The following is an 11,750-nucleotide window of genomic DNA, read 5'->3' on the forward strand; positions in this document are numbered from 1 at the left end:
TTGAGCGTACTGTACTACGTGGTGAGATACAGGCACGGGTTGGTAACACGCCCTTTATGCTTATGGGAAATTATCCTATCTTGATAATAATAACCCTGTTATTACTACTAAGCTATTTTGGCAAAGGTCTAACCACACTTAGAAGACGAGGGTAATAGTAAACTTAATCATAATAATTTAATCAGCGTAAGTTTTTTATTTTTTCTAGGTAACGTCCTAACGCACGTAAATATAAAAGTTTTAAACTATTGATCACATAAGAACTGATTGAAAAAATTATGTTGACATAAGGCACGCGCCTCATACTTAAAAAGAGATAGCTATATACGGTCTATCATCTTTTAGTTGATACTTTCATTTAATGCACGCGATTTTTGATTGTCATCTGCCTTAGTACCAAATTCAATAGTTGCATGTTGTATATTCTGATGCGCCAAATCTTCCTTGATGTTTTCTTTCATAGTAATAGTCTCTTCAAACGTTATATCGGTCTTCGGTACAATATGAACTGTAAGAGCATTCTCAGTGGTACTCAAAGCCCAGATATGTAAATGATGAAAGTTTTGAATAAAATTATAGCTCTCTAAGATAGCAGTGATTTTACTGAGATCAACATTTTGAGGTACTCCGTCGATAGCAAGCTTGATACTCTCTTTTAGTAGACCCCAAGTCGATAACAGTATAACGACTGAAATAATCAAGCTAACTAGAGGATCAACGATATTCCAACTTGTATAGTAAATAATAATGCCCGAGATAACGACACCTACAGAGACCAATGCATCTACCATTAGATGCAAGAAAGCACCTTTGATATTAATATCGTCTTTTTGACCTTTGTAGAATGCAAAAGCAGAAACAGTATTTATAAATACACCTATTAGAGCTGTAATAATAATAACTTTTCCTGCAACTTCCGGTATCGTATCAAATCGACCCAAGGCCTCATACGCAATACCTATAACGATTGTAACTAACAATATGGCGTTAATAAGAGACGCCATTATAGAAGCTTTTTTGTAGCCATAGGTATAAAGCGTAGTAGATGCTTTCTGTGCTAATTTCATTCCAATTAACGAGATTATTAAACTGGCAACATCACTTAAGTTGTGGCTAGCGTCTGCGATTAAAGCTAATGAATTAGTTGAATAGCCCACTATAAACTCGATGAGCGTAAATGCAGAATTTAGACCAATCCCAATATAAAAAGCTTTATTCATATTTTTAGGGTCTGGAGCTTGATGACTGTGGTTATCTGAATTACTCATAATTTACCCTTGTTTAGGTTGCTGCATTTTATTAAAGGTAGAAAATAAGTTTATTGCATATTTTCTATATTGCACAGTCAATATTGCTCTAATACCGTAGACCCACTTATTTTTATCAATAAACTGAGCCACAACTTGATTGTGTGTCCTATCTCTCCTTGGGCGAAAAAAGCGGATTTTACTGTAATCTAACTGGCTTACGTAAGCTTCTTGTTCTCATGTTCAAGCTCTTTAGTATGTGTAGCTTAGTCTTGAATGTTGGTTAGTATAGTTTCATTAGTGTGCTTTTTATGACATGACCACATAAAGGTGTAATCGTTTAATGCTTCAATCAGCATACGAACGGCGCGTTCTTTAATCTCAGGAGTGTAGGTTTGTCTTTTCATTATCGTATTCTCTCAGAAAGATGATTTACCGCTTCTTAACAGCGCGTGTAAAACCTTGCATCTGACGACTAAGCCGGTCTTCATAGTAAACTATCCCAGTATTGTCAGAAACTTAACGTCTTGTGAGGATGTACTAAGTGCTAACTTCAAAATGATTGAAATACCTACGCTAAATGACGACAAAAAAAGCCTAAGCAATCTAATGAAAAAGTAGATAATAAAAACCCAATCTATATGACAAACAAAAAAATGCCTCTGGGAGTTGACTCCCAGAGGCATTTAGTTTTAAATATAGCTAACGGTTACAGCGTGTTGACGCACACTGTAACGAACAAATAAGCACCTGAACTGCGTTATTTGAACAGCATTAAATGCCCGTGTAGGTGCATTTTATCCAAAATTTGCTTTCATATCAACTTTATTCACTATACATTTTAAAAACTGCTTGTTCGCTCGTTACATTTTCGTGCTGCTCTCTCTGTACCCGTTACCCGTCAAATGGGTGGCAGGCCTCGGTGACGACTGCGTTTGACATAAGGGTGAGCTCCCTACAGGGGTGACTAGACAAAGGATCAGAGCAACGCAATGAGTGGTTACTTGTGCATATCGTAGCGGTATATTGGGTTTAGGCCCTTGCTAGCGTATGACAGCACAGTAGCGGTTAAGAGCGTGTCTAGGCGGTGCTATCAGCCGTAATCTTAACAACCGTAGCTTGATACAGTGATACGGTCTTGATGACGCGATGGGCGATGAAGTCGGCATGACTAATCACATCAAATCCAAGGAATGCACTAAAGCGTTTGTGAGTATTTTTTTACTCATAAACGCTTTAGGGTGAGTGTTCCTTGAAATCTGCTCAAGGCTCCAAAATCAGCATAAATTCACTTAGGCTAACTTAAGTAGTATATAGCCCACTCGGCTATATACTATAAGAGTCCAGAGAAAAATTTAGAATAGTTAATATACAACAATCACTTATTCAGTGAGTCGATATTGTCATGGTTGATTCATAAGCTTAGTGTGAATAGAACGAGATCTATGTCTTGGGCAAAGTATCTTTCACACTCATAACTGTTCTTTATCTTGAAATTCTAATTAAACTGAAACCTCGAATACTTTTATTTAATCAGCATCCAAAGCATTATCTTTGTTTTGAATAAGTATCAGAGCATCTTGTGCTTTCTTAAGTTGATCTTGTAACAGAGTCACTTGTTCTTGCTCCGATAGGTGATGGCTTGATAGCTCGCTATACTGCTTATTCAGTACGCTATGCTCAGCTTCAAGCTTAGCCTGTGTTTGGGTCAGCTGATCGTTGAGTCCTGATAGCTTGTTACGCTCAGCGACTATGGCCTTTAACTCTCCTTTGACTTCTGCCGTATCAGTCGCTATCTCATTGCGTTCAGTGGTGACTGTCTTTAGCTCACCCTTAGTCACTGTCAGTTCTGTTTGTAGACGTGCAATTTCTGCTTTATCGCTACTAGCAGTGGCTTCAAGCGTGGCCACTTTTGATAGGTTGGCATTTAACTCTTTTGACTGCTGATCAAGGGTATGGCGCAGATCTGCAAGTTGAGCTTGGGCTGCATCTGTCTTAGCTCGTTCAAGCTCAAGCGCGTGCTGAGTATCACTGAGTGTCTGTATCAGCGTGTCACGTTCAGCAGTCACTTGAGCTGCGGTGATAGCGGCTGCCTCTGCGGTTGCTGTGACCTCATCGAGCTGCCCTAACAGATCAGCTTGCTCACTCTCTAGGGTCTTAACCGCCTCTTGCGCCTCGTCTGTCTCAGCTTGTGCCTTGGTCTTAATGCTCTCTAGGGCTTCACGCTCTTTCACCAACCGATCATTGGCGATATCAATAGCCGTTTGCCACATATCCGCACCAAGCGACTGTAAGCGCTCAGCAATGCCACTTGGCAGCTCAACCTGTCTTAGCTGCTCTTCTTCTTGATTATCCTGACGCCAAGACTTCATGGCTTCACTGATGGTCGTAAATGAACCACCACCTAGCGCCTTACGCACTTCGGCTAGGGTAGGCTTAATACCCTGCTCTTGTAGCTGCTCAGCAGTGGCATGAATCTGTGGGGTAGTGATGGCCATGATAATTGTCCTTAACTTTGTATGAGTAGATATGTTGTATTATATGTATATAGTATAATACAACATACAACATACTACAATGCAAGATGTAAAAAAACCTCAAGTAATCTTGAGGCTATGGTCGTTAAATTATGGCTAGTGATCAGTTAAGTACTCTTCTAGCGCATTATTGATCATTTCTTGATAGTCACCACCTGTTTGCTTGGCTCTATCCTTAAACTTAGCAAGGATGCTTGGGCTGATGACACTGGGTTCCGTAGAGGACGCTTGCGTTCTGATACTGCCACGGATAGCACCTGACCAGTCGGTGGCTTCTGGAATGTCGGATAGATCAATGTCGTCATCGCTAAGCGTGGCTAAATGCTCTAAATCTGCTTGCTGCTTGGCGGTTAGTGGCGGTAACTCGTCTATGTGATAGCTAACTTTGTTCATACTGTCTCCTTTCACTCTTTGTGGCACGCCTAGCAGAGATAATGCGTATAACCTCGCCACCATCTATGTCTGTCTGCGTATGGGCTACTAATAAGACTGCTATGCCGTCTATTGTACCCAGCGCCTGCCACCGCTCCTCACCATTTTCATACCTGTCTTGCTGACGCAGGCATAAAGAATCTAAAAAACCCGGGTAGCTGCCTCAAATGATAAACGGTGTTTGCACTGATTGGTGATGTTTTTTTGTTCATCCCATTCAAATCTAATACTCATCTTTTCTCTCAATCAGTATGCTCTTTATAGATTGGCAATTCATCTTGACTGACAGCTGCTACTTTCTGATACTCAAAAGATAGTGGCACTTTATTGGTTTGCGCCACTTGGGTCAAAAATAATTTGATCGCTTGAGACGGTGTTAATCCATAGCTTTCAAATACCGAAAAAGCATTTTCTTTTAGCTCTTGATCGAGCCTAATATTATAATTAGTTGTCGTCATAACATCACTTTTGGCTTATTTATGTACATATAATATAAGCCATTTGTATAGGCTACGCTAGCTCAATTACTCTTTTTTTCTTTGCTATGATTTCTGCTTAGGGAACGTATAGCCTATCGCCAGTAAGTGCTTTTTGTGGGTCTTTAAAAAAGCCTCATCTCTTAATTGAGTGTGTAACCAACTAATAACTTCTTGAGTGCTTTTACCTGATGGTGCGTAACTACCAAACGGTGAGTAGTTAGCCAACAAAGGGGCAAAACGATCAATTTGCTTAACGGTTAGAGGTGGGATATCTCTATCCTCATTATTCTGATTTAGGCCCTCCTGTCCTTTTTTCTTAGTTGGCTTGGCCTTGACGGTGAATGTCAAACCTGTAACTGTGCGCCCACGTTTGATGTTTTCATAGGTGATTTTGATGTCGGTTTTCTGATTAATTTCTTTTATGGGCCCATCAACTGCATTCTCTTTCAAATTGTTGATGCGCTCATACGACTTAGGCGTGCCAAGTTCTTGCCTATATTGATCTAAAGTCATAGAAAAACCACCCTTCCCCTCAGACTTTTTTGCTAGATGGTAAAGGTCTAACGAGTAAGTCAATTTGAGGTTTAAGATATCTTCTTTTAAATATTTAGTGTAAGGGTTGAACTTATCAAAAACCTGAAGTAAGTATATTACCTCATCTGTAAAATGCATCGATATATAGCCATCTGCATATTTCGACCTGATTAGCCATTGAACCTCTGTATCATCACCATCCTTATCCTCATAAATGAATGTACGCTTCATTAATTTTTTGCTAGCTGATTTCATTTGCTTATAAGCCGAGTTTCTATCTATTCCGCTAAGCTTAGCAAATTCAGAAGACGCAACCTCTATCGGTGTTTTTTCAGTAGCATTATTAACCCTAACCAATGGGCTCGCTAGAATAATGATGCGCTTCTCATCAATAGACATCTCTCTAAAAGCTTGAGTAATTTTATTCTGCATAACAATCCATTTTTCAGGATATTTTTTTTCGTATAGCTCGACATCATTCATTATGACAACCTCATTATGCTAGTTACTTTAAGATACTAGCATAATGCGGGATAAAAGTAGCATTTAAACGGGATAAAAGTAGCATAATGCGGGATAAAAGTAGCATAATGCGGGATAAAAGTAGCATAATAGAGTGCGTAACCCTTTAATAGCAAAGCTTACAGACTGTCTAAAAGTCTTTAAAAGTTTTTAAAAGTAAAAAATATATTTTTATTTTAAATAATAAGGAAAAAACCAAAAAACCGACGGATTTAAGATGATAATTTGATCGACCAATCACTTGTAAAACTGATCAGTAGCTCAGAATGCAATTGTCCATTTACTTAATGTTATTCCACGTTCGCATGGTTCGGATCAAGCTTAGATCTTTGAAGATCTTCAAAAGCACGGTCAAAGATATTTTGAATGTCTTCATCTGTAATTCTGTCCAACGCTGTTTTCATACTCTCAGTATCAGTCTCATTTTTTGTAGATAACTCGTCTTCATTTTCAATAGTCATTATCGACACCTCTGTAAACACATCTTAAAGCATTGCTAAAACGCATAAAAAATACTCTTATATGCGTTTTACGCTCTTTCCGATATGATGGTAGCTAAAACCATTTTAAAACGCTTAAAACAGCCGATAACCGTCTCCTAACCTTTCGCTAATTAGTAGACGATCCAGCTGTACCTTCAATTAGGCGATTTCGAGTAGCTACTGTGATGATGAATAAATATCAAGCAATGAACCGTGGTCACTGTCCTGACTGTTTTTAGGTGGTGTAAAGCTGCTTGGTGTTTCCTTAGCTTCACCTTGCATCTTATGAGCAATTGACTTTAAAAACTCACGGTGCTTTTTCAAACGGACATATTTTTCATTATCGTGTGCGTCTAAAAAAATAGCTTGCAGTTCATGATTATCATCATCGTCTAATGCGTTGGCCAACCACTCCCCCAATATTTTATGTGCTTCAAGCCTGTCCTGATCAATCTCTTTTTTAAGAGCCTGTAATTGCTTAATCTTATTTGCGAATAAATCATCTGATATTACTGACATTACCTCATCCTTTTTTTAGCCAACTATGATAGAGTTGATCCTAGCAGTGTACACATAGGGATGCAAGGTAGTAAAATACACAAGACCACATCGTTTCGTGGGCGCAGTAGTATTTTAACCCTCTGTTAAGAGCGAACTTAGGAGTTTATATAAAAAAGGCCCACAAGGGGCGCTATTTTTTTACATAAACTCCGTCGTTCGGCAGGGGGCGAACCCCCTACAACCCCCAAAAAATCATCTCTCAATGTTCGGTTTTTTTGCTATGAATAATAAAGGGTTTCATTTGTCGGTTAGCGCCGTTAGTAAGGCGAAAAATCATAGCGTGGTGGCAAAGTCGGCTTATAATTCTGGCTCAAAACTGGTTGATGAACAGTCAGGAGTCGTCCACGATTACACCAGTAAAGCTAAAGACAAAATCTTAAATTTAGTGGACAGTGATGGTACTAAATACACGCAAGTTGTTGAGAAAAATGTGGTGCATACGGCGTTGATAACGCCAACTCTTGCTGGGGATCTAGCAGTGACACGTGAGGGTTTTTGGAATGATATCGAACGCATTGAGACTCGTAAAAACGCGCAATTGGGTACTGAGATTGATGTGATGTTTCCTGATGGGATCACCGCGGATCAGCGTATAGTTCTGGCCGAGCGCTACGCTCAAACCTTATCTGATCGCTATAACGTGCTTGTCGATGTGGCCATTCATCGGCCCCACAGTCACGAGAAACATGTGGGGGAGGTTGAAGTGGTTGAGCTGACCAGTCGTAACTTTCATGCCCATATTTTACTCTCAAGCCGTGAGATAGTAGCGGATGTTGAGGGTTATGCTTTATCAGCACGCAAGAATTGGTTGCAGTGGTCAACGGAGGAGCGGTTATCTAAGGGGTTAAACGGACGCGGCGATGAGCTTAAATATCAACGCACCCTTTGGGCGGATATGGCCAATGAGCTACTGCCTAAGAATAAAACCATTAGTGAGAAATCCTACCGTGAGCTGGGCATCAATCGTTTGCCAAAAATGAAACTGGGTAAATCACTATATAAGGATATTCTCAAAGGCAATCGTTCAGTGATTCACGAATACAACGAGACGATTGATGAGATCAATGCTTACATTGAAAAAAATGGTTTAGTAATTGAGTACGACGACAAGGGACGTATTGACCTAGAAAGCAATGAACAAGAGGTTAACGGCGTCACAATACATTATAAAAAGCGTAAACCCTTTGCGCGAATTGAGCTCAGTAATATCCGATTTGTAGATCCTGCCGTTGAACTTGAACCCGCTATCCCTAAAAGTAACAGTCAGACGCATAGTGATGCGGCCAATGATCACGCACTTGATGAGCTTTTAGCAATCTCAGCCGACTTTGTGAGTCAAAAAAAGATGGTACGCAGCGCCTTATTTTCAACCATTGATGCGCTGCATGAAGAGTTAGCGCACCAGTCTAAACAGATTATTACCATTGATAAAAACATTAAGAGTACCCAGCGGTTCACCGAGGAGGTGGGACAGGATTTTAGTGACCCCCGCCAAAAAATGATTGAGCTTGCCAGGCAGATAAGCACAAAAGAGCAAAGTGAGGCACTAAAGACGGCTTTAGTGTTGGTTGAGGAGTTTAGACAAGATGATACCCTACAAACAGGCCGCGCCGTTACAAGTCTTGAGAAGCAACTGTCACAGATTGATAAAATAGTGCTGAATAATAAAGCGATGCTAGAAAAGCTGATCCCGCTTAATAATGAAGTCATTGCTGACTACAAAGGGTTGAAGGCCACGCTAAAACCCTTTGCCGCAAAGCTGAATAAACTGGCGACTGGCTTTAAAGCTCTTGATGAGATTGATATTGAAAAATCCGACTTATCCTTACAGTGGGATCAAGCGTTTGCGGATCTACAAGAGATAGATATCACCAATAACATGGATACTTATCATAAGTTTGCTGCATTTGCAGATCTGGACGTTGAGCGCTTTAAGTACCTTGAAAAAGAACGTGAGGCGCTCAGTACGTTAAAAGCGGTAGAGATAGACGCGGATGCTGACACTCGTTTGACGGCATTGGCCGCTGATGTTAAAGCGTTTAAGACCACCAATAATGAAGACATCAAACAGTTAAAGCAGCAAATTAATACCAGTAAAAAGACTTATCAGCGCTTATCACCGTTTTATGAGCAGCGTATCGCCTTACTGGATCAAAGTGAGGCGGTGATCGTGCAAGATGATGATTTATACGATGAAATCATAAGTACCAAGACTACTCAATTGAATGCAGATCGGCTTGAGGACTGGCGCAGCCGTACTATGGCGCTGCAATATCAGCTCAACAAAGCGCATGAGCAAGCAAAGCTTAAGAAAGAGGCTGAGCGCGCACGAGAGGAGGCTTTGATCAGGCGGCGAGAAACCTTAAAACAGAGGCGGCAGCAGGCATCTCTTAAGCGTCAGCGAATCAATGAGACCAAAGCATATCGAGATCGATTTGACAATTTAGTGGTACGGGTGCGTAACCGCGTTAATACCCTTGATTTTAAGGCCGTTGATGCACCGATCGAAGTGATCAACGCGGCTGAGGCGGTTGCCGCACAAGCATTTATATTCACTACTCTAAAACACACTGACAGCTTTACGACACTACAAAAAAGTTTACGAGACACCGATGCTAAAAAAATTGCAACGCAGGTGCAGAAGGCAGCAACGACGCTATGGCAACAGCTTGAGCGCTTGCCTGACAATCAAGATAAGGTCGAGGTGTTAACGAAAATCAATGAGCGCTTTGAGCACGTTCCTGCTATCACCATAGATGGGGCAACGCTCACACAAACTGTGACAGATCACCTGCAAAAAACGAAGAACGCCATCCAAGCGCATGAACAAGCACAAACACGCCGCTACTCCTCACCACGCCCATTTTAGGCGGCATTATAATAATGAGTACCCCATGAATAAAGACAATAGCAATGAGCAAGACATACACGATCAACTTGTTAACCTAGTGACTTCATTGACTCCGGTCATTGGGGCCTTGCGTGAGCTGATTAAGCGAGCCGATGATGCGGTAGCGAGGCGGCTTGAGCGTTCGCTTAGCGGTATTGATAGCAAGGTGAATGAGGTGTCTTCTGCCATTGAAGAATTAGGTAGTAGCGCAAGCACGACTTCGCAGGCATTGAGCCAGTATCAAGAACTCGTGTTAAAGCAGCTACAAGCGGCAGTGACTGCTTTTACTGACAATGAGATGCCGCGTCGTTATGATGACAAAATAGCGGGCATCATCACCGATATGAAACAGCAGATTGATACGGCTGTAGAGTCGGTCGTCACTGCTAAAAACGATAGCATAGAGGTACAAATCAGTACCATGCAAGCGGTGGCTGACAAGCTTGGCGCAAGCGCTGACAATCTAGCCCTATTCACCAATCAGTACCAAGCTGGTCATAAGCAGATTATTGAAGATATTGAGACCTTTGAGACCACCACCAAAACGCGGATTGAGCAGGTCGAGGGTAGAGCTAGTAAAGACTTGGACAAAATTCATAAGTCCATTGAGACTATGAGTATTAAAAGGATTGCAGCCGCTGTCGCAGCGGGTACGATGGCTGTGATAATAAGTTTGGTGGCCCTGGTATTTTGGTATGTGCCAAGCTTTGATGAGATTGCAGAGATGAAATACCAGCAAGCAGAGCTACAGCGCGGCATCGATGAGCTTGAAACGGGTTGGAAACAGGCCTTTAATAATGCTCAAAGTGCGCAGTTTATTTTGGCTTGTGATGTTAATAAAGAGCAGCCTGATGCAATCAGCTGGTGCGTTAGAGCAGACAGTAAGAGTGTTTTGAGAGATGAGAGAGGCTTTGTTTATTATAAAATAGCTGGGGTGCCGCGTGCAAAGCCGACTGAGTAAAGACGTATGGTAATAGCGAGCTATATTGCCCAAAAGTGCGTCTTCTGAAACATATAAGACTGAAAAAAGGCTTGTTTGATTGTCGTTATCTTTGTCTATATTAAAAAGCCAGATAATGACACTTTATCTGGCTTTAAGGGTTATTGTTTCTTGTTAAACAAGAAGTCTGTAAATATAAGCTAAAGTGACTAGGCTGCTTGGTCAGTATGAGCTGTGACCAACTCTATAAAAGCAGTTTCAAGGGTACTTAACGCATAATCATCAATCATAAGACCGTCATCTATCTGTCGTTGCACCCAGACATAAATCGCTTCATCATTATAAAGAATAGCGTCAACACCAAGTAATGATGCCAGTTGTACGCCTTGCTGTACTTGTAAGCTGAATAACAGCTTAGAGGCTAAATTTTTAGTCTGTTCACTAAACCAAGCGCAGCTGTTGAGCCGAGATAGATTGTTATTCATTGGTATTCTCCTGTAGATTATTGTGTATAAATAATGGATAAAATGACTTACTACAGGTCAAATTATACCTATATTTTAATCTATTGCAAGAGAAAATGACCTTCTATAGGTCTTTTTATACTTTTAAAGGTGATAATGTCTTATGAGCGAAGGTGTTCACTCAGGTGATTCACTGCTGTCCTCATTTATGATTTCATATAAATCACCAACATTGATTCTAAGATACGTGCATAAAGACTCGATGACATCTAGATCAACTCGGGTGGCTTCTTCATGATACATGCGAGTAATGGTGCCACGATTGATACCAGTATCTCTTGCGACATCGGCAATTTTAAGGCGTCTTTCGCCCATGATGGTCGATAAGTGACACTTCACCATAATGGTTTCCTCATTAACGATTAGTGGTTTTTGATTGGTGAGCGGATTATAACGAATATGAGCGGCTAAAGTATTCCTTTTAGTAGCTCAAATTGATATCCAATAGCGGCAATTTACCTAGTAGTAGGCAGTTTATTATGCTGTCTTTGATACAGGACGTCTATCATGATGGATATGCGCTAGTTAGAAAAGGCGATGCTATTTTTACTATGAAGTATTGCTATTAGTAGTGATGTGACGTACATTTTTAGTTATACTTA

General features: G+C 40.7%; 11 protein-coding genes and 1 pseudogene. 2 read left to right on the forward strand and 10 right to left on the reverse strand.

What is annotated here, in order from left to right; translation table 11 throughout:
- Positions 1–341 precede the first annotated feature (341 nt).
- From ACQKCG_RS12660 to ACQKCG_RS12695, 8 genes and pseudogenes are all read right to left on the reverse strand, one after another.
- Positions 342–1,268 (reverse strand): cation diffusion facilitator family transporter, encoded by a 927-nt coding sequence (locus ACQKCG_RS12660; protein ID WP_058025953.1) that lies wholly within the window; start codon positions 1,266–1,268, stop codon positions 342–344.
- Positions 1,269–2,776: 1,508 nt separating this feature from the next.
- A complete protein-coding gene (locus tag ACQKCG_RS12665) occupies positions 2,777–3,745 on the reverse strand; it encodes a DNA-binding protein (protein ID WP_101204323.1) in 969 nt (322 codons plus the stop codon).
- Between the two features lie 135 nt (positions 3,746–3,880).
- Complete coding sequence (locus tag ACQKCG_RS12670) at positions 3,881–4,177, reverse strand: hypothetical protein (RefSeq protein WP_227522864.1); 297 nt, start codon at positions 4,175–4,177, stop codon at positions 3,881–3,883.
- A pseudogene (locus ACQKCG_RS12675) lies at positions 4,164–4,450 on the reverse strand (BrnT family toxin). The gene ACQKCG_RS12670 and the pseudogene ACQKCG_RS12675 overlap by 14 nt, the downstream one beginning before the upstream one ends.
- An 8-nt stretch (positions 4,451–4,458) precedes the next feature.
- On the reverse strand, positions 4,459–4,674 hold the full coding sequence (locus ACQKCG_RS12680; RefSeq protein ID WP_045448298.1) for a type II toxin-antitoxin system RelB/DinJ family antitoxin: 216 nt from the start codon (positions 4,672–4,674) through the stop codon (positions 4,459–4,461).
- Positions 4,675–4,758: 84 nt separating this feature from the next.
- Positions 4,759–5,712: a replication initiation protein gene (locus tag ACQKCG_RS12685; RefSeq protein ID WP_220455961.1), complete on the reverse strand. Its 954-nt coding sequence runs from the start codon at positions 5,710–5,712 to the stop codon at positions 4,759–4,761.
- Positions 5,713–6,041: 329 nt separating this feature from the next.
- A complete protein-coding gene (locus tag ACQKCG_RS12690) occupies positions 6,042–6,212 on the reverse strand; it encodes a hypothetical protein (protein WP_157822713.1) in 171 nt (56 codons plus the stop codon).
- 198 nt (positions 6,213–6,410) lie between these two features.
- The gene (locus ACQKCG_RS12695) at positions 6,411–6,752 is read right to left on the reverse strand and encodes a hypothetical protein (protein WP_101204326.1); all 342 of its coding nucleotides are present in this window, start codon (positions 6,750–6,752) and stop codon (positions 6,411–6,413) included.
- Positions 6,753–7,014: 262 nt separating this feature from the next.
- Between ACQKCG_RS12695 and ACQKCG_RS12700 the strand changes: the two genes are divergently transcribed.
- Together ACQKCG_RS12700 and ACQKCG_RS12705 are read left to right on the forward strand one after the other, a co-directional pair.
- Positions 7,015–9,663 (forward strand): MobA/MobL family protein, encoded by a 2,649-nt coding sequence (locus ACQKCG_RS12700; RefSeq protein WP_157822714.1) that lies wholly within the window; start codon positions 7,015–7,017, stop codon positions 9,661–9,663.
- A 25-nt stretch (positions 9,664–9,688) separates the two neighbouring features.
- Positions 9,689–10,645: a hypothetical protein gene (locus ACQKCG_RS12705; protein WP_101204328.1), complete on the forward strand. Its 957-nt coding sequence runs from the start codon at positions 9,689–9,691 to the stop codon at positions 10,643–10,645.
- Between the two features lie 188 nt (positions 10,646–10,833).
- Here ACQKCG_RS12705 and ACQKCG_RS12710 read toward each other — a convergent pair whose 3' ends face one another.
- Positions 10,834–11,109 (reverse strand): hypothetical protein, encoded by a 276-nt coding sequence (locus tag ACQKCG_RS12710; RefSeq protein WP_101204329.1) that lies wholly within the window; start codon positions 11,107–11,109, stop codon positions 10,834–10,836.
- A 156-nt stretch (positions 11,110–11,265) separates the two neighbouring features.
- Positions 11,266–11,490 (reverse strand): helix-turn-helix domain-containing protein, encoded by a 225-nt coding sequence (locus ACQKCG_RS12715; RefSeq protein WP_025652654.1) that lies wholly within the window; start codon positions 11,488–11,490, stop codon positions 11,266–11,268.
- Positions 11,491–11,750: the final 260 nt, after the last annotated feature.

It is taken from the genome of Psychrobacter sp. NPDC078929 (assembly GCF_050267985.1).
Classification (GTDB): domain Bacteria; phylum Pseudomonadota; class Gammaproteobacteria; order Pseudomonadales; family Moraxellaceae; genus Psychrobacter.

Coding starts and splice junctions, on each gene's coding strand:
- ACQKCG_RS12665 (WP_101204323.1), bottom strand. CDS start 3,745: ATGGCCATCACTACCCCACAGATTCATGCCACTGCTGAGCAGCTACAA.
- ACQKCG_RS12660 (WP_058025953.1), bottom strand. CDS start 1,268: ATGAGTAATTCAGATAACCACAGTCATCAAGCTCCAGACCCTAAAAAT.
- ACQKCG_RS12670 (WP_227522864.1), bottom strand. CDS start 4,177: ATGAACAAAGTTAGCTATCACATAGACGAGTTACCGCCACTAACCGCC.
- ACQKCG_RS12680 (WP_045448298.1), bottom strand. CDS start 4,674: ATGACGACAACTAATTATAATATTAGGCTCGATCAAGAGCTAAAAGAA.
- ACQKCG_RS12705 (WP_101204328.1), top strand. CDS start 9,689: ATGAATAAAGACAATAGCAATGAGCAAGACATACACGATCAACTTGTT.
- ACQKCG_RS12700 (WP_157822714.1), top strand. CDS start 7,015: ATGAATAATAAAGGGTTTCATTTGTCGGTTAGCGCCGTTAGTAAGGCG.
- ACQKCG_RS12710 (WP_101204329.1), bottom strand. CDS start 11,109: ATGAATAACAATCTATCTCGGCTCAACAGCTGCGCTTGGTTTAGTGAA.
- ACQKCG_RS12685 (WP_220455961.1), bottom strand. CDS start 5,712: ATGAATGATGTCGAGCTATACGAAAAAAAATATCCTGAAAAATGGATT.
- ACQKCG_RS12690 (WP_157822713.1), bottom strand. CDS start 6,212: ATGACTATTGAAAATGAAGACGAGTTATCTACAAAAAATGAGACTGAT.
- ACQKCG_RS12695 (WP_101204326.1), bottom strand. CDS start 6,752: ATGTCAGTAATATCAGATGATTTATTCGCAAATAAGATTAAGCAATTA.
- ACQKCG_RS12715 (WP_025652654.1), bottom strand. CDS start 11,490: ATGGTGAAGTGTCACTTATCGACCATCATGGGCGAAAGACGCCTTAAA.